14 protein-coding genes and 1 pseudogene are annotated in these 16,993 nt (G+C 73.1%); 9 read left to right on the top strand and 6 right to left on the bottom strand.

Annotation, left to right across the window (positions count from 1 at the left end):
• Position 1: 1 nt before the first annotated feature.
• The 7 genes from tal (at position 2) to C4J65_RS30330 (ending at position 9,291) form a co-directional block, all read left to right on the top strand.
• Complete coding sequence (gene tal, locus C4J65_RS30360; RefSeq protein ID WP_115745288.1) at positions 2 to 1,147, top strand: transaldolase; 1,146 nt, start codon at positions 2 to 4, stop codon at positions 1,145 to 1,147.
• On the top strand, positions 1,144 to 2,922 hold the full coding sequence (gene zwf / locus C4J65_RS30355; protein WP_115745287.1) for a glucose-6-phosphate dehydrogenase: 1,779 nt from the start codon (positions 1,144 to 1,146) through the stop codon (positions 2,920 to 2,922). Before tal ends, zwf begins: the two co-directional genes overlap by 4 nt.
• On the top strand, positions 2,919 to 3,854 hold the full coding sequence (gene opcA / locus C4J65_RS30350; RefSeq protein ID WP_115745286.1) for a glucose-6-phosphate dehydrogenase assembly protein OpcA: 936 nt from the start codon (positions 2,919 to 2,921) through the stop codon (positions 3,852 to 3,854). The genes zwf and opcA overlap by 4 nt, the downstream gene beginning before the upstream one ends.
• Complete coding sequence (pgi, locus tag C4J65_RS30345; protein WP_115745285.1) at positions 3,847 to 5,496, top strand: glucose-6-phosphate isomerase; 1,650 nt, start codon at positions 3,847 to 3,849, stop codon at positions 5,494 to 5,496. Before opcA ends, pgi begins: the two co-directional genes overlap by 8 nt.
• A 1-nt stretch (position 5,497) precedes the next feature.
• A complete protein-coding gene (gnd, locus tag C4J65_RS30340) occupies positions 5,498 to 6,379 on the top strand; it encodes a phosphogluconate dehydrogenase (NAD(+)-dependent, decarboxylating) (RefSeq protein ID WP_115745284.1) in 882 nt (293 codons plus the stop codon).
• Positions 6,380 to 6,464: 85 nt separating this feature from the next.
• On the top strand, positions 6,465 to 7,970 hold the full coding sequence (locus tag C4J65_RS30335) for a membrane-associated oxidoreductase (RefSeq protein ID WP_115745283.1): 1,506 nt from the start codon (positions 6,465 to 6,467) through the stop codon (positions 7,968 to 7,970).
• A gap of 91 nt (positions 7,971 to 8,061) precedes the next feature.
• The gene (locus tag C4J65_RS30330) at positions 8,062 to 9,291 is read left to right on the top strand and encodes a serine hydrolase domain-containing protein (RefSeq protein ID WP_115746703.1); all 1,230 of its coding nucleotides are present in this window, start codon (positions 8,062 to 8,064) and stop codon (positions 9,289 to 9,291) included.
• A gap of 30 nt (positions 9,292 to 9,321) precedes the next feature.
• On the opposite strand, the gene ribA is transcribed toward C4J65_RS30330, so the two are convergent.
• The gene (ribA, locus tag C4J65_RS30325) at positions 9,322 to 9,984 is read right to left on the bottom strand and encodes a GTP cyclohydrolase II (protein WP_115745282.1); all 663 of its coding nucleotides are present in this window, start codon (positions 9,982 to 9,984) and stop codon (positions 9,322 to 9,324) included.
• A gap of 35 nt (positions 9,985 to 10,019) precedes the next feature.
• Between ribA and C4J65_RS30320 the strand changes: the two are divergent.
• A pseudogene (locus tag C4J65_RS30320) lies at positions 10,020 to 10,679 on the top strand (creatininase family protein); the annotation flags it as partial.
• Here C4J65_RS30320 and C4J65_RS30315 read toward each other — a convergent pair.
• From C4J65_RS30315 to C4J65_RS30295, 5 genes are all read right to left on the bottom strand, one after another.
• The gene (locus tag C4J65_RS30315) at positions 10,646 to 11,929 is read right to left on the bottom strand and encodes a lysylphosphatidylglycerol synthase transmembrane domain-containing protein (protein ID WP_240330556.1); all 1,284 of its coding nucleotides are present in this window, start codon (positions 11,927 to 11,929) and stop codon (positions 10,646 to 10,648) included. The pseudogene C4J65_RS30320 and the gene C4J65_RS30315 sit on opposite strands and share 34 nt — an antisense overlap.
• On the bottom strand, positions 11,926 to 13,239 hold the full coding sequence (locus C4J65_RS30310) for a hypothetical protein (protein ID WP_240330555.1): 1,314 nt from the start codon (positions 13,237 to 13,239) through the stop codon (positions 11,926 to 11,928). The genes C4J65_RS30315 and C4J65_RS30310 overlap by 4 nt, the downstream gene beginning before the upstream one ends.
• Entirely contained in the window at positions 13,236 to 14,414 is a 1,179-nt protein-coding gene (locus C4J65_RS30305; protein ID WP_240330659.1) for a glycosyltransferase family 4 protein, read from the bottom strand. The genes C4J65_RS30310 and C4J65_RS30305 overlap by 4 nt, the downstream gene beginning before the upstream one ends.
• 50 nt (positions 14,415 to 14,464) lie before the next feature.
• Positions 14,465 to 14,863: a 6-carboxytetrahydropterin synthase gene (locus tag C4J65_RS30300; RefSeq protein ID WP_115745279.1), complete on the bottom strand. Its 399-nt coding sequence runs from the start codon at positions 14,861 to 14,863 to the stop codon at positions 14,465 to 14,467.
• Between the two features lie 115 nt (positions 14,864 to 14,978).
• Positions 14,979 to 15,989 carry a zinc-binding alcohol dehydrogenase gene (locus C4J65_RS30295; RefSeq protein WP_162833420.1) on the bottom strand — a complete coding sequence of 337 codons (1,011 nt, stop codon included), beginning with the start codon at positions 15,987 to 15,989 and terminating at the stop codon, positions 14,979 to 14,981.
• A gap of 118 nt (positions 15,990 to 16,107) precedes the next feature.
• On the opposite strand from C4J65_RS30295, the gene C4J65_RS30285 reads away from it, so the two are divergent.
• A complete protein-coding gene (locus C4J65_RS30285; RefSeq protein ID WP_162833643.1) occupies positions 16,108 to 16,884 on the top strand; it encodes a CDP-alcohol phosphatidyltransferase family protein in 777 nt (258 codons plus the stop codon).
• Positions 16,885 to 16,993: the final 109 nt, after the last annotated feature.

Genomic DNA, 16,993 nt, shown 5'->3' with positions numbered 1-16,993 from the left:
GATGATCACTGTGACCGAAGCAACCGCCACCGCGGGAGCACTGCAGCGCCTGGCCGACCAGGGCGTGTCCGTCTGGCTCGACGACCTGTCGCGGCGGCGGATCGAGTCCGGCAACCTCGCCGAGCTGATCAGGACGAAGAACGTCGTCGGCGTCACCACCAACCCGTCGATCTTCCAGGCCGCCATAGGCTCCGGCGAAGGCTACGAGGAGCAGCTCGCCGACCTGGCGACCCGGGGCGTCACCGTCGACGAGGCGGTCCGCATGATGACCACCGCCGACGTCCGCGCCGCCGCCGACGTGCTGCGCGGGGTGTACGACGCCACCGGCGGGCGCGACGGCCGGGTCTCCATCGAGGTCGACCCCCGGCTCGCCCACGACACCCGGGCCACCGTCGCCGAGGCGCGGCAGCTGGCCTGGCTGGTCGACCGCCCCAACGTGATGATCAAGATCCCGGCGACGAAGGCCGGTCTCCCGGCCATCACCGAGGTCATCGGCGCCGGCATCAGCGTGAACGTCACGCTGATCTTCTCCCTGGAGCGCTACCGCGAGGTGATGGACGCCTACCTCGCCGGCCTGGAGAAGGCGCAGGCGGCCGGGACCGACCTGGCGGGCATCCACTCGGTCGCGTCGTTCTTCGTCTCCCGCGTCGACAGCGAGATCGACAAGCGCCTGTCGCTGCTGGGCACCGACGAGGCGCTCGGCCTGCGCGGGCGGGCGGCGCTGGCCAACGCGCGGCTGGCCTACGAGGCGTACGAGAACGTCTTCGCGGGTGACCGCTTCACCGCCCTCGCGGGGGCCCGGGCCAACCCGCAGCGCCCCCTGTGGGCGTCCACCGGTGTGAAGGACCCGGCATTCCGGGACACCCTGTACGTGGAGGAGCTGGTCGCCCCCGGCACCGTGAACACGATGCCGGAGGCCACCCTGGACGCCGCCGCCGATCACGGCGACGTACGGGGCGACACGGTCACCGGCGGGTACGCCCAGGCGCGAGCCGACCTCGCGGCCGTGGAGCGGCTCGGCGTGTCGTACGACGAGGTGGTGGAGCAGTTGGAGCAGGAGGGCGTGGCGAAGTTCGAGGCGGCCTGGCAGGACCTGCTCGCCGCCGTGACGAAGTCCCTCGACAGCAAGGGAGTTGACGGGGAATGAGCGAGGAGCTTCCCGCTACGACGGGCCGGGAGACCAAGGCGACGAAGGAAGCCAAGGAGGCCCGGGCGGCGCAGGAGGCGGCCGGACCGCCGCTCGCCGAGGAGGCCGGGCAGGCCCGCGTCGCCGAGACGGCGAAGGCCACCGGCGCGTCCGGGTCCTCCCGGAGCGCGAAGAGGACCGGGACGGCCGGCGCCGCCAAGGCTGCGAAGGGCAAGGGTGCGGCCGGCCGGGCCGTGGAGCCGGTGGCACCGCTCGACTGGAGCAACCCGCTGCGCGATCCCCAGGACCGCCGTCTGCCCCGTATCGCGGGCCCGTCCGGGCTGGTCATCTTCGGCGTCACCGGCGACCTGTCCCGCAAGAAGCTGATGCCCGCCGTGTACGACCTGGCCAACCGCGGCCTGCTGCCGCCCGGCTTCTCGCTGGTCGGCTTCGCCCGCCGGGACTGGGAGGACCAGGACTTCGCCGAGGTCGTGCACGACGCCGTCAGGGAGCACGCGCGCACACCGTTCCGCGAGGAGGTCTGGCAGCAGCTCTCCGAGGGCATGCGCTTCATCCCCGGCGACTTCGACGACGACCACGCGTTCGAACAGCTGCGCAAGGCCGTCGAGGAGCTGGACGCCTCCCGCGGCACCAGCGGCAACTACGCCTTCTACCTCTCCGTGCCGCCGAAGTTCTTCCCGAAGGTCGTCCAGCAGCTCAAGAAGCACGGGCTGACCGACGCGCCCGAGGGTTCCTGGCGCCGTGCGGTCATCGAGAAGCCGTTCGGGCACGACCTGGACAGCGCCCGCGACCTGAACGCGCTGGTGCACGAGGTCTTCGACCCGGAGCAGGTCTTCCGGATCGATCACTACCTGGGCAAGGAGACGGTCCAGAACATCCTGGCGCTGCGCTTCGCCAACCAGATGTACGAGCCGATCTGGAACCGGTCCTACGTGGACCACGTGCAGATCACCATGGCCGAGGACATCGGCATCGGCGGCCGGGCCGGCTACTACGACGGCATCGGCGCCGCCCGCGACGTCATCCAGAACCACCTGCTCCAGCTGATGGCGCTGACCGCCATGGAGGAGCCGGCCGCCTTCGACGCGCGGTCGCTGCTCACCGAGAAGCTGAAGGTGCTGCGGGCCGTGCGGCTGCCGGACGACCTGGGCGGGCACACGGTGCGCGGGCAGTACGCGGGCGGCTGGCAGGGCGGCGCACAGGTGCCCGGCTACCTGGAGGAGGAGGGCATCGACCCGGCCTCCACCACCGACACCTACGCGGCGATCAAGCTGGGCGTCGACAACCGCCGCTGGGCCGGGGTGCCCTTCTACCTGCGCACCGGCAAGCGACTGGGCCGCCGGGTCACCGAGATCGCGGTCGTCTTCCAGCGCGCCCCGCACTCCCCCTTCGACTCCACGGCGACGGAGGAGCTGGGCGAGAACGCCATCGTGATCCGCGTCCAGCCCGACGAGGGCATGACGGTGCGCTTCGGCTCCAAGGTGCCGGGCACGTCGATGGAGATCCGGGACGTGTCCATGGACTTCGCCTACGGCGAGTCCTTCACCGAGTCCAGCCCCGAGGCGTACGAACGGCTGATCCTGGACGTCCTTCTGGGTGACGCCAACCTGTTCCCGCGCCACCAGGAGGTGGAAGAGTCCTGGCGGATCCTCGACCCGATCGAGGAGTACTGGGCCTCGCACGCCAAGCCCGCGCAGTACGCGTCGGGCGGCTGGGGACCGCGGGAAGCCGACGAGATGCTCGCACGAGACGGACGGAGCTGGCGCAGGCCATGAGGATCGACCTGACCGACACCACGGCAAGCAAGATCAACAAGGCGCTGGTGCAGGGCCGTCGGGCCATCGGCACCCCGGCCGTGGGCATGGTGCTCACGCTGGTCATCGTCACGGACGAGGAGAACGCCTACGACGCGATCAAGGCGGCCGAGGAGGCCTCGCACGAGCACCCCTCGCGCACCCTGGTCGTCATCAAGCGCCACCCCCGCAACCTGCGCGACCGCACCCGCTCGCACCTCGACGCCGAGGTCCGGGTCGGCTCGGAGGCCGGTACCGGCGAGACCGTCGTCCTGCGCATGTACGGCGAGGTGTCCGAGCACGCCGACTCGGTGGTGCTGCCGCTGCTGCTGCCGGACGCGCCGGTCGTCGTGTGGTGGCCGGTGGAGGCTCCGGACAACCCCGCGAAGGACCCGCTGGGCGCGCTGGCCCAGCGCCGGATCACCGACCTCTACACGGTCGAGCGGCCGATGGAGGTCCTGGAGCGCCGGGTCCGCGCCTACGCCCCCGGCGACACCGACCTGGCGTGGACCCGGCTGACGCTGTGGCGCTCGATGCTGGCCGCGGCCCTGGACCAGGCCCGGGTACCGGTGACCTCCGCGGTCGTGGAGGCCGAGGCCGACAATCCGGCCGCCGAACTGCTGGCCCGCTGGATGGAGGCCCGCCTCGGCGTCCGCGTGGAGCGCGTGGTCACCGACGGCCCGGTCGTGACGGCCGTCCGCCTCGGCACGGCCGACGGCGAGATCGTCGTCGACCGGCCGGAGGGGCCGCTCGCCACGATGACCCTGCCCGGTCAGCCCCCGCGCTCGGTCGCCCTGAAGGTGCGCCCCACCTCCGAACTCATCGCCGAGGAGCTCAGGCGCCTCGACGCCGACGAGATGTACGCCGTCGCCCTGCGCGGCGAGGCCGGCAAGGAGACCCCTGTCCATGTCTGACACCCCGAAGCTCGACCGGCGGCCCGAGTGGACCGCGCTCGCGGACCACGCCAAGGGCACGCTGCCCCACCCGGACCTGCGCGAGCTGTTCGCCCAGGACCCCCGGCGGGCGGAGCGGTACGTCGTGCGCGTCGGCGACCTGCGCATCGACTACTCGAAGAACCTCGTCACCGACGAGACGCTGGCCCTGCTCCAGGAGCTGGCCGCCGCGACCGGTGTGTTCGGGCTGCGCGACGCGATGTTCCGCGGTGAGCGCATCAACATCACCGAGGACCGGGCGGTGCTGCACACCGCGCTGCGCGCCCCGCGGGACGCGGTGATCGAGGTCGACGGCGAGAACGTCGTTCCCAGGGTGCACGCCGTACTCGACAAGATGGCCGGCTTCGCCGACCGGGTCCGCTCCGGCGAGTGGACCGGTCACACCGGCAGGCGCATCAGGAACGTCGTCAACATCGGCATCGGCGGCTCCGACCTCGGTCCCGCGATGGCCTACGAGGCGCTGCGGGCCTTCACCGACCGCTCGCTCACGTTCCGCTTCGTGTCCAACGTGGACGGCGCCGACCTGCACGAGGCGGTCCGGGACCTGGACCCGGCGGAGACGCTGTTCGTCATCGCCTCCAAGACCTTCACCACCATCGAGACGATCACCAACGCCACCTCGGCGCGCTCGTGGCTGCTGGACGCGCTCGGTGACGAGGCCGCGGTCGCGAAGCACTTCGTGGCCCTGTCGACCAACGCCGAGAAGGTCTCCGGCTTCGGCATCGACCCGGCCAACATGTTCGAGTTCTGGGACTGGGTCGGCGGCCGGTACTCCTTCGACTCGGCCATCGGACTCTCCCTGATGGTCGCCATCGGCCCGGACCGCTTCCGGGAGATGCTCGACGGCTTCCGCATCGTCGACGAGCACTTCCGCAACGCCGAGGCCCCGGCCAACGCGCCACTGCTCCTCGGCCTGCTGGGCGTCTGGTACGGCGACTTCCTGGGCGCGCAGTCGCATGCGGTGTTGCCGTACTCGCACTACCTGTCGAAGTTCACCGCCTATCTCCAGCAGCTCGACATGGAGTCCAACGGCAAGTCCGTCGACCGGGACGGGAATGTGGTGGAGTGGCAGACCGGGCCGGTGGTGTGGGGCACGCCGGGCACCAACGGGCAGCACGCCTACTACCAGCTCATCCACCAGGGCACCAAGCTGATCCCCGCGGACTTCATCGGCTTCGCCCGGCCCGCGGGCGAACTGAGCGACGAACTCAAGGCGCAGCACGACCTGCTGATGGCCAACTTCTTCGCACAGACCCAGGCCCTCGCCCTCGGCAAGACCCCGGACGAGGTACGCGCGGAGGGAGTGCCCGAGGAACTGGTCCCGCACAAGACCTTCCGCGGCAACCACCCCACCACGACCGTCCTGGCCGCCGAGCTGACCCCCTCCGTCCTCGGCCAGCTCATCGCGCTGTACGAGCACAAGGTGTTCGTCCAGGGCGCGATCTGGAACATCGACTCCTTCGACCAGTGGGGCGTCGAACTCGGCAAGGTGCTCGCCAAGCGCGTCGAACCCGCCCTCACCGAGGGCGCGCACGTGCCCGGCCTCGATCCGTCCACGGCCGCGCTGGTGGCCGCCTACCGTGAACTGAAGGAAGTGCACTGACATGGAGATCGGTCTCGTTGGTCTCGGCAAGATGGGCGGCAACATGCGCGAGCGTCTGCGCAACGCCGGCCACACCGTCGTCGGATACGACACCAATCCCGACCGGGCCGACGTCGACAGCCTGGTCGAGCTGGTGGACCGGCTGGAGCGGCCGCGCGCGGTCTGGGTGATGGTCCCGGCCGGCGGCGCCACCCAGCACGTCATCGACCAGCTGGCGACGCTGCTCAAGCCCGGTGACACCGTCATCGACGGCGGCAACTCCCGCTGGACGGACGACGAGCGGCACGCCGAGGACCTCGGCAAGCGCGGCATCAACTTCGTCGACGCCGGTGTGTCGGGCGGCGTGTGGGGGCTGGAGAACGGCTACGCCCTGATGGTCGGCGGCGACAAGGAGACCGTCGAGGACCTCGAGCCGATCTTCGAAGCGCTCAAGCCTGACGGCCCCTACGGCTACGTCCACGCGGGCCGGGTCGGCGCCGGGCACTTCTCCAAGATGGTCCACAACGGCATCGAGTACGCCATGATGCAGGCCTACGCCGAGGGCTGGGAGCTGCTGGAGAAGGTCGACTCCGTGGACAACGTCCGCGAGGTCTTCCGCTCCTGGCAGGAGGGCACCGTCATCCGGTCCTGGCTCCTGGACCTGGCCGTCAACGCCCTCGACGACGACCACCACCTGGAGAAGCTGCGCGGCTACGCCGACGACTCCGGCGAGGGCCGCTGGACCGTGGAGGCGGCGATCGACAACGCCGTGCCGCTGCCCGCGATCACGGCCTCGCTCTTCGCGCGGTTCGCGTCCCGGCAGGAGGACTCGCCGCAGATGAAGATGGTCGCCGCGCTGCGCAACCAGTTCGGCGGGCACGCCGTGGAGTCGGCCAAGAAGTAGCCGACCGGGAACAGCCGCCCGAGAAGTGGGCGGTCCGGAAAGCGCGTTGACGTGATCGGCCGGTTCGGGTCAGAGTCCCTCCCTGATGGAGATCAACGACCTGACACCGGCCGAGTCGCGTCTTTGGCGGGCCTTCGCCTCCGGCACCGACGTGGACTTCCGTACCGCGGACCCTTCCGCCCCGGGTTCTTCCGCCGCGGCCCCTTCCGGCGCGGACTCCGACGACCCGGCCCGCGGCGGCACCTGGGGGCCCGAACGGACCGTGCGCGCGGGCGTGCTGCGGTCCCTCCTCCTGGACGGGCCCCGGGAGGACGGCCGGGTCGCGGCGCTCAGCCTGACCGGCGCCCGCGTCACCGGGCAGTTGGATCTGCAGTACGCGACGGTCGACCACCCCGTGCGGCTGCGGCACTGCCACTTCGACGAGGCACCGAGGTTCTACGGGGCCCGGCTGCGCGAGCTGAACCTGAGCGAGTCCGTGCTGCCCGGGCTGATCTCGCACGCGGTCCGGGTGGAGGGCGTACTGCGGCTGACCCGGGCCCGGTTCAGCGATACGGTGCGGCTGGCGGGGGCGGAGGTCACCGGCAGTCTGTACCTGGAGAGCACCCGCATCGAGACACCGAACACCGAGTGGCCGGTGCTCCAGCTGAACCAGGCGGTGCTGGGCGCCGACCTCTGGGCGCCGGGGCTCCGCGCGAGTGGCGAGGTCCGGCTCACCGGCGCCCGGGTGGCCGGCACGGTCAACCTCAACGACTCGGTGCTGGACCGGCCGGGCGGCACCGCCGTCCAGGCCGAGACGCTCGCCGCCGAGGCCGACGTGCTGCTGCGGCGTGCGGACGTCCGGGGCCGGCTGGAGCTGCGCGGTGCCCGGATACCCGGCCGGCTCGACCTGTCGCACGCCCGGCTGGCCAACGCCGGGAACACCGCGCTGCGCGCCAGCAGCTGCGTGATCGGCGAACTCTGGCTGCGGGAGGGCCCGGCGGTGCAGGGTGCGCTCAACCTGCGCCGCGCCCAGGTGGACGTGCTGTTCCTCCAGCCGGAGGTGGTGCCGGCCTGGGTCCAGCTCAACGACCTCACGTACACGTCGCTCATCCCGCACGAGCCCGCCGAGCGGCGGCTGCCCATGCTGGAGAAGGGGGACGGCTACCTCCCCTTCACCTATGAGCAGTTGACCGCCGCCTACCGGCGGATCGGTGACGACGACGCGGCCCGCCTCGTACAGCTCGCCAAGCAGCGGCGGCGCCGGCGCACCCTGCCCTGGTACGGCCGTCTGTGGGGGCACCTCCAGGACATCGCGGTCGGGTACGGCTTCCGTCCGCTGCGCGCGGGCGGCTGGCTGCTCTCGCTCCTTGCGGTGGGCTCGGTCGTCTACGGGCTGCACCACCCGCCGCCGCTCAAGCAGGCGGAGGCCCCCGGCTTCAACCCGGTCTTCTACACGCTGGACCTGCTGCTGCCGGTGATCTCCTTCGGCCAGGAGAACGCGTTCGCGCCGGAGGGCTGGTACCAGACGCTCTCCTACGTCCTGATCGTCACCGGCTGGATCCTGGCCACGACGGTGATCACCGGCCTGACCCGCACCGTCAGCCGCCAGTGAGGAGCCCCGTACGGGGGCCAGGAGTTCCGAGCAGGCGCGTACGGGGTATGCCCGACGCGTCCTGAACGAACGATCAAGGAGGGTGATGGCGATGCCACCCCTGCGGCAGGAGGTCGACGCGGGCGCGGCCGGGCTGGACCCCGGGGCGCTGGACCGGCTCGACCTGCACTTCGCCCGGCAGGTCGACGAGGGCCGACTGCCCGGGTTCCTGGTGGCCGTCGCGCGCGGCGGCCGCGTCGCCCATCTGACCGTGCACGGGCTGCGGGACGTCGCCGCCAAACTCCCGGTGACGGCCGACACGCTGTGGCGGATCTACTCCATGACCAAGCCGGTCACGTCCGTGGCGGTGCTGACCCTGGTGGAGGAGGGCCGGCTGGCGCTGGACGACCGCGTCGACCGGTACCTGCCCGCCTTCGCCGAGCCGCGGGTGTACGTCGGGGGAACCGGGGCGGACGTCGTCACCCGCCCCGCCGCCGGTCCGGTGCGGGTCCGGCACCTGATGACCCACACCGCGGGGCTGACGTTCGGCTTCTACCGCACCCACCCCGTCGACGCGCTGTACCGGGCGGCCGGTGTGGAGTCCTCGGTGCGGCCGGGGGCCGACCTGGCCGAGACGGTCGACCTGTACGCGAGCCTGCCCCTGCAGTTCGAACCGGGCACCCAGTGGAACTACTCGGTGGCCAGCAACGTACTGGGGCGGCTGGTGGAGGTGGTGTCCGGGCAGCCCTTCGACGTGTTCTGCGCCGAGCGGATCTTCGGCCCGCTGGGCATGACGGACACCGGGTTCCACGTCACCGACGCGCAGGCCGACCGCCTGGCCGAGCTGTACGGCGAGACGGAGGACGGCGGCATCGCGCCGGCCCCCGGGCTGCCGCTGCGGGGCCGGCCAAGGTTCCTGTCGGGCAGTGGCGGCCTGGTCTCGTCCGCGTACGACGTGCACCGCTTCGCGGAACTGCTGCGGCGCCGCGGCGCACTCGGCGGGGTCCGGCTGCTCGCCCCGGCGACGGTGGACCTGATGACCCGGAACCACCTCCCGGGCGACGCCGACCTGCGGTCCTTCGGCAGCCGTCCGGCGCACGACGAACCCGGCAACGACGGCGTCGGCTTCGGCCTCGGGGTGTCCGTGGTGACCGACCCGAGCCGCACGCGGTCGCCCTCCGGGCTCGGCACGTACGGCTGGAGCGGAGTGGCGACGACCACCTTCTGGGTCGACCCGGGCCGTGATCTGACGGTGCAGTTCATGACCCAGGTGCGGCCGAGGTCCTCGCACACGGTCTACCCGGACCTGAAGCGGCTGGTGCACGAGGCCGTCGCGGACTGAGCCGGACCGGCGCGGGCGGAACCTTCGCGGTCAGGACGACAGGTGCGCCATGGCGTCCAGGTGCGGCAGGTGGTGGTCGAGCCGTTCCCGCTTGGTGCGCAGGTAGGTGATGTTCGACTCGCACGGCGGGATCAGCAGCGGCACCTGCTCGGCGACCTGGATGCCGTGCCGCACCAACGCCTCGCGCTTGCGCGGGTTGTTGGACATCAGCCGCACCGACCGCACCCCGAGGTCGTCGAGGATCCGGGCCGCGACGCCGTAGTCCCGGGCGTCCACGGGCAGGCCGAGGGCGAGGTTCGCCTCCACCGTGTCCAGGCCCTCCGCCTGCAACGCCATCGCGCGCAGTTTGGCGAGCAGGCCGATGCCGCGCCCCTCGTGCCCGCGCAGGTAGACCACGACGCCACTGCCCGCGTCGACCACCTGCCGGAGCGCGGAGGCGAGTTGGGCGCCGCACTCGCAGTGCTGGGAGCCGAAGGCGTCGCCGGTCAGGCACTCCGAGTGGAGCCGGGTGAGCACGCCTTCGGCGCCGAGGTCGCCGTGCACGAGGGCCACCTGCTCGTCGCCGCGTTCGTGGTCGAAATAGCCGAACGCCCGGAATTTCCCATACACGGTGGGAAGCGGTGTCACCACGACCCGTTCCACGTCCGTGCGCTGTGCCGACTTCTTGCCGAGTACACCGACTTTTTCTGTCATGATTCTCGCGTTCCTCAACAGTTTGCTCAACCGAGATGAAAGGCCGTGCGGGAATGGATTTTTCACTGGTGCCGACGGACACGAGCGAAGACGTGCGCGAACGGGGCTCGGAGCTTCCGCGACAGGTCGCGGTGCTGCCGGTCGGGAGTTACGAGCAGCACGGACCGTATCTGCCGCTGGCGACCGACACGCTCGTCGCGTGCGCCGTCGCCCGGGCGGCGGCCGACGCGTATCCGGTGCACCTGCTGCCGCCGGTGACGATCGGCTGCTCGCACGAGCACGCGGGCTGGCCGGGGACCGTCAGCATCTCCGCCGTGACCCTGCACGCCGTGGTGCGCGACATAGCGGACTCCCTGCGCCGCTCGGGTGTCGAGACCCTGGTGGTGATCAACGGGCACGGCGGCAACTACGTACTGGGCAACGTCGTTCAGGAGTCCTCGGCACGCGGTGAGCGGATGGCGCTGTTCCCGGCCGCGGAGGACTGGGAGACGGCGCGCCGGCGGGCGGGGGTGGTCACCTCGCTGCTCACCGACATGCACGCGGGGGAAATCGAGACCTCCATTCTTCTGCACAAGCATCCCGAATTGGTCAGGCCCGGTTACGAGGCCGCCGATTTCGTCGCGGACGACCGGCGTCATCTGCTCTCCCTCGGTATGTCCGCCTACACCGATTCCGGTGTCATCGGGCGTCCTTCACTGGGCTCGGCGGAAAAGGGGAAGGAACTGCTGGCAAGCCTGGCGGATTCCTTCGGGGAATACTTCGCGCTGCTGACGACCGAGACGGCGGTGCCGGTGACCGGGTCCGACCGCTCCAGCGGCGCCGGCGATTCTGGCGGCGCTGGCGGCGCTGGCGATTCTGACGGCTCTGACGGCTCTGACGGCTCTGACGGCTCCGATGGCTCCGATGGCTCCGATGGCTCCGATGGCGAGCGGGTGTAGCGCACTGCGTGCCGGCGTACGACGAGGACGACGGCGCCGGGCAGGCTCGCCACGAGGCTGAGCACGCCGTAGACCACCGCCACGCCCAGCCCGGTGCCGGCGCCGAGCCCCGCCGCGCCGAACGCCCAGGCGGTGACGCCCTCCCTGGGGCCCCAACCGCCCACGTTCAGCGGCAGCCCCATGGCGAGTAGCGCCAGCACGGCCAGCGGCGTGAGCGTGGCGACGGAGGTCGCGCTGCCGGCCACCCGGGCGGCGAGCACGAACATCGTGAGGTGTCCGGCGAGCACGACGACGGAGGAGAGGGCGATGCCCGGCAGGTTCCGCCGGGACAGCAGCCCGTCCCTTGCCGCACCGAGCGTCTTCCGCAAGGCCCGGCCCCGGCGAGCGGGGGCCCGGTTCATGCGCAGGGCGAGGACGACGGCGAGCGCGCCGGCCAGGGCCAGGGCCGCGAGGGGTGCGAGGTGCCGTACCTCGTCGAGCACCGGGGAGGGCATCGTGAGCAGGACGCCGACGCCGACACCGATCAACGCGAGCTGCCCGGCGACCCGTTCAAGGACGACGGCCCGCACGCCCCGCCCCAGGTCTCCGGTACTCCGCCCGTGCCGCACCGCTCGGTGCACGTCGCCGAGGACGCCGCCGGGCAGGGCGGCGTTGAGGAACAGGGCGCGGTAGTAGTCGGCGACGGCCGCCACGAGCGGCAGCCGAATGCGCAGTCCCCGGGCGACCAGGGCCCAGCGCCAGGCACTGAACACCGTGGTGACCAGCCCGATCCCGAGGGCCGCCAGCACCGTGGGCCCGTCGATCCGGCGCAGCCCGTCCAGGAAGGCGCCGGTCCCCAGCCGCCACACGAGCACGGCGAGGACCGCGGTGCCGGCGAGCGTGCCGAGGTGGGCGCGCAGGGCGCGGCGGCGGGGAGCCGTGCCGCCGGTGGGGGTGTGCGGGCGTACCGCCGTCGGCAGTTCCCGCGCCGGTAGGGCCGACACCGTCGGCAGCGTCGGTGCGCTCACGGGGCCCCGCCCGTCGGCCGGCACAGCGCCAGCAGGTCGGTGTGGTGGACGACGACGCGCAACTCCCCGGCCGCGCAGGCCGCGAGGCGCTCCTCCAGGTACCGGTCCGCCCGCGGTCCGAGTTCCGGGCGCTGTTCGACGGCCGCACCGACCCAGCCTCGCAGCCACTGGGCGGTGAGCCGGGCCTCGTCGGGTCCCAGCCGCCAGTCACTGGGGTGCTCCCGTACGGTGGCGCCGTGCCCGGCGAAGGCCTCGGCGGCGGCGGTGACCGCGTCCGGACCGAGCATGCCGGTGCGCCGCTGGTGGTCGTTGAAGGCCTCGGTGATCTCGGCGTCCAGGGGGTGGATTGGCGTGAGGTCGACGCGTCCGGCGACGGAGAGGGTCAGCAGCGCCGGGCAGCCGGCCGCGGTACAGGCGGCGGCGAGCCTGCCGACCTCCTCGGTGGTGAGGACGTCGAGCAGTGCGGACGCCGTCACCAACGCGGCGCCGGTCAGGGCGTCCGGAGTGAGGCGGGCGAGGTCCCCGCGCCGCGTCTCGACGGTCACACGGCTGCCGTCGGCGGCGGTGCGCGGGGCGGCGACGGCGGCGAAGTGCAGGAGGTAGGGGTCCCGGTCGTGCAGCACCCAGTGCTGGGCGCCGTCGAGCAGCGGGGCCAGCCAGCGTCCCATCGACCCGGTGCCGCAGCCCAGGTCGTGCACCACCAGCCCGTCCGCCCGCCCGGGCAGGTTGGCGAGCCTGATCCGCAACGGGTCGAGCAGGTCGTGCGCCCGCGCGGCGGCGTCGGCGGGCTCGCGCAGCCGCAGCCACTCGGGGGCGTAGCGCGGGGGCTCGTCGGGGTGCTCGCGCGCGGGCGCTCCGCGGAGGCGGACCGTGGCACGCCCGTCGGCGGACCGCCCGTGCCCGTCGGTGACCGGCCCGGCAGAGGACCGCCCGGATCCGAACCGCCCCTGCCCGTCGGCGGACCGCGCCTGCCCGTCGGCGGCCGGCCCGGTGGAGGGCCGCTCGGCGCGGTCCTCCGTCCGCTCGGCGGCGCCGTCCGGCCGCTGCCGCTGCGTCGCGGGGCGGGCGGGGCCGCCGCCTTCGGGCCGGTCAACGGACGGGACCGTCCAGTCCTCGCCCGGGCCGCCCCCGAGGCCGGAGGCGGGCCACTCCACGGGGCGTCCGGCGTCCGGCCGGGCCGGGCCCGCGGCGGGGGCGACGGCGTGACGGGAGCCGGTGGCGTCCGGTGGGCCGGGCCGGGCCGGGGCGGCGCCTCCGGTCGGTGCCGGGACGGCGCCTCCGGCCGGGGCGGCCGGCTTGCTCGTGGTCATGCGGCCCTCCTCGGTTCGCCCGGCAGCCGGTGCAGCACGCCGGCCAGGCTCTGGGCCGTGCTCGCCCAGCCGTTCAGGGCGGCGCGGCGACCGCGGGCGGCGGCCTTGAGCCGCCGTCGTACGTCCGGCTCGCCGAACCAGCCGCGCAGCTCCGCGGCGAGCGCGGCGGGGTCCTCCGGCGGGACGAGGATGCCGGGCACGCCGCCGTCGGGCGCGCGCCCGACCGCCTCCGGCAGGCCGCCGACGTCCGTGGCCAGCACGGGGATGCCACGCGCGAGGGCCTCGGTCACCGCCATCCCGTACGTCTCGGCGTACGAGGTGAGGACCATCAGGTCGGCGGTGGCGTAGGCGGCGTCCAGGTCGGCACCGGCCCGCGGTCCGGCGAGCACCAGCCGCTCCTCCAGACCGTGCCGCGCGATCAGCGCCCGCAGTCGGTCGACGTAGTCCGGTTCCTGTGCGAGCCCGCCGACGCACACGCAGCTCCACGGCAGGTCGGCCACGGACGCCAGTGCCTCCACCAGTCGGTGCTGGCCCTTGCGCGGGGTGACGGCGGCGACGCAGACCAGCCGGGAGACGCCGTCGGTGCCGGGGGCGAGGGGCGCGATGTCGGCGCCGGGGGCGGCGACGTGGACCCGGCCCGGGTCCAGGCCGTGGTGGGAGACGAGGCGGCGCACCGCCCAGTCGCTGGTGGCGACGACGGCCGGGACGGCACGCAGCACCGTGCGTTCGCGGGCGTCCAGGTCGGCCGCCACGCCGGGGTCGAGGCCGGTCTCGTCGCCGAGCGGGAGGTGGACGAGGACGGCCATGCGCAGCCGTTCGGCCTCCGGGACGACGACCTCCGGCACCCCGCAGGCCACCAGGCCGTCGAGGAGGACGACCGCGCCGTCCGGCAACCGCCGTAGGACGCGGACGAGTTCCGCGCGGGCGGCGTCGTCCGGCCGGGGCCAGTCGCCGGGCACGGGCAGCCCCCGTACCCGCCAGCCGAAGCCGGGCAGGTCGAGCCGGACCCGCCGGTCGTAGGCGTTGCCGCCACTGGGCGCGGCCGGGTCGTCGACGCCGCCCGGCATGACGAAGTGCACGGATCGCAGGGACATGGGGACGATCCCCCCGTTCCTCGGGACCGGGGCCGGGACCGGGGCCTGGGCCTGGGCCTGGGCCTGGGCCGTCCCCGGCAGCTGGGCGGGGACGTAGGCGAGCCGGGTCCGCCCGGCGGCGGTCGTGCCGGTCACAGCGCGCGCTCGTAACTCGCCCAGGCGACGTGCGACTCGTGCAGCGTGACGGTGAGCCCGGCCAGCCCCTTGGCACCCTCGCCGAGCGCTCCCCTGTGTACGCGCTCGGCGAGCCGGTCGGCGATGACCTTGGCCAGGAACTCGGTGGAGGTGTTGACGCCGGCGAAGTCGGGTTCGTTGTCGAGGTTGCGGTAGTTCAGTGCGCCCACGACGGCACCCAGCTCCTGGGTGGCCAGACCGATGTCGACGACGATGTTGTCCTCGTCCAGCTGCTCGCGCCGGAAGGTGGCGTCCACCAGGAACGTCGCTCCGTGCAGGCGCTGCGCGGGGCCGAAGACGTCGCCGCGGAAGCTGTGGGCGATCATGATGTGATCGCGGACGGTGATGCTGAACAACGGACGACCCTCCAGGTGTGGCGCGTCTGGTCCCCCGCCGATCGCTGCGCGGGGTGCCGTCTATTACGGCCGGATGTCTTCCCCTGTTCAGTGGGCCTTACGTCTTTCCTCAAGGTCAGGCGCCGCTGTGGGCGCCCGCGCCGGTGTCCTCCCCGTCGTAGCGGACCCGGTGACACAGTGCGGGAATCTCTCCCGAGGCCAACCGCGGCATCAGCTCCGGCAGTTCGGCGAAGGCGGACTCGCCGGTGACGAGCGCGTCCAGCGCCGGGTCGGCGAGCAGTTCGAGGGCGAGGGCGAGGCGGTCGGCGTAGGTGCGGGTGGCGGCGCGGGCCGGGGAGACGGTGCCGACCTGGCTGCCGCGCAGGGTCAGGCGCCGGGAGTGGAAGGCCTCGCCCAGCGGCAGGGCGACGCGCCGGTCGCCGTACCAGCTCAGTTCGACGACGGTGCCCTCGGGCCGCAGCAGCTCCAGCGAACGGGCGAGCCCGGCCTCCGTCGCGCTGGCGTGCACGACGAGATCGCGGTCGCCGGCGGCGTCGTCCGGGGACGCGAAACCGGCACCGAGCGCCTCGGCGACTTCCGCCCGGGCCGGGTCCGTGTCGACCAACTCCACGTGCACGCCCGGGAATCGGGCCAGCAGGGCGACGACCGAGCAGCCGACCATGCCGCCGCCGACCACGGTGACCCGGTCGCCGATCAGCGGCGCCGCGTCCCACAGGGCGTTGACCGCCGTCTCGACGGTGCCGGCGAGCACGGCCCGCCCGGCGGGGACCGAGGACGGTACCGGCGTCACGGCCGCGGCGGGGACGACGTACCGGGTCTGGTGCGGGTGGAGACAGAACACGGTGCGCCCGACGAGTGGCTCGGGCCCCTCCTCCACCACGCCGACGCCGAGGTAGCCGTACTTCACCGGCCCGGGGAAGTCGCCCTCCTGGAACGGCGCGCGCATCGCCGTGTACTGGTTCTCCGGCACCCGGCCGCCGAAGACGAGGGTCTCGGTGCCACGGCTGACCCCGCTGAAGAGGGCGCGCACGAGCACCTCGTCCGCGCCCGGTACCGGCAGCTCCACCTCGCGGATCGCGCCCCGCCCCGGCGCTTCGAGCCAGAACGCACGTGCCCTGCGTGTCATCGGAAGTCCTCCTGAACGGTCGGGAAGCCACTCACGTACCGAGGGATGCACAAGCCGCGCACAAGGTAGCGGCGTTGATCGACTCTGTCACACGGCCGGAGGATGTTCGGTGGCCCTGATCAACCTGAACCACACGGACGACGCGTACGACGCCTGTCCCGCGAGGTCCGTTCAGCAGGAGACGGCGGTCGGCGCGGGCGCGCAGATCCTGCTCCTGGCGCTGCTCGGCACCGCGATCGGCATGGGCACGGCGGGCTGGCTGACCGGCCTGGCGTTCGCGTTCGCGAGCTGGGCGGTGCTCTCCCGGGCCCTGCACCGCTCCCGGCTGCCGTCGTTCGGCCCGGCCAACCGGGTCACCCTCGGCCGGGCCACCCTGGTCGGCGGGGTCACCGCCCTGGTCGCGGACTCCTTCCGCGGCGCGCCGCCCGTCTCCCTCCTCGTCGGACTGACGGCCGTGGCCCTGATCCTGGACGGCGTGGACGGCAAGGTCGCCCGCCGCACGGGCACGTCGACACCGCTGGGCGCGCGCTTCGACATGGAGGTCGACGCGTTCCTCATCCTGGTGCTGAGCGTGTACGTCGCGCTGGACCTGGGCCCGTGGGTGCTGCTGATCGGCGGCATGCGGTACGTGTTCGTGGCCGCGGCCCGGGTGTGGCCGTGGCTGACCGCCCCGCTGCCGGCGAGCACGGCCCGCAAGACGGTGGCCGCGCTCCAGGGCGTCCTGCTGCTCCTCGCGGGTGCGGAACTGCTGCCGCGCGCGGGGAACGCCGGAGTGGTGGCGGTGGCGCTGGGCCTGTTGGTGTGGTCGTTCGGGCGGGACGTACGGTGGCTGTGGCGGCGGTCGCGGATTCCCGCGGCACCTGCCACGGCGATGCGGGAACTCGTCGCGCAGTGAGCCTGCCCGACGCCGCTCGTGCCGGGCGTGCCGGACGTGCCGGACTCCTCCGGGTCGGGCGGATCTCGGCGCGCCCCTCGGGGTCGGTGGGCGCGACGGTCTGAGCGGG

The organism is Streptomyces sp. CB09001 (assembly GCF_003369795.1).
Lineage (GTDB): Bacteria > Actinomycetota > Actinomycetes > Streptomycetales > Streptomycetaceae > Streptomyces.
Note: the sequence above shows the minus strand (reverse complement) of the source record. Positions and strands in the feature narration are given on the sequence as shown.

Coding starts and splice junctions, on each gene's coding strand:
- tal (WP_115745288.1), top strand. CDS start 2: ATGATCACTGTGACCGAAGCAACCGCCACCGCGGGAGCACTGCAGCGC.
- zwf (WP_115745287.1), top strand. CDS start 1,144: ATGAGCGAGGAGCTTCCCGCTACGACGGGCCGGGAGACCAAGGCGACG.
- opcA (WP_115745286.1), top strand. CDS start 2,919: ATGAGGATCGACCTGACCGACACCACGGCAAGCAAGATCAACAAGGCG.
- pgi (WP_115745285.1), top strand. CDS start 3,847: ATGTCTGACACCCCGAAGCTCGACCGGCGGCCCGAGTGGACCGCGCTC.
- gnd (WP_115745284.1), top strand. CDS start 5,498: ATGGAGATCGGTCTCGTTGGTCTCGGCAAGATGGGCGGCAACATGCGC.
- C4J65_RS30335 (WP_115745283.1), top strand. CDS start 6,465: ATGGAGATCAACGACCTGACACCGGCCGAGTCGCGTCTTTGGCGGGCC.
- C4J65_RS30330 (WP_115746703.1), top strand. CDS start 8,062: ATGCCACCCCTGCGGCAGGAGGTCGACGCGGGCGCGGCCGGGCTGGAC.
- ribA (WP_115745282.1), bottom strand. CDS start 9,984: ATGACAGAAAAAGTCGGTGTACTCGGCAAGAAGTCGGCACAGCGCACG.
- C4J65_RS30310 (WP_240330555.1), bottom strand. CDS start 13,239: ATGACCACGAGCAAGCCGGCCGCCCCGGCCGGAGGCGCCGTCCCGGCA.
- C4J65_RS30295 (WP_162833420.1), bottom strand. CDS start 15,989: ATGACACGCAGGGCACGTGCGTTCTGGCTCGAAGCGCCGGGGCGGGGC.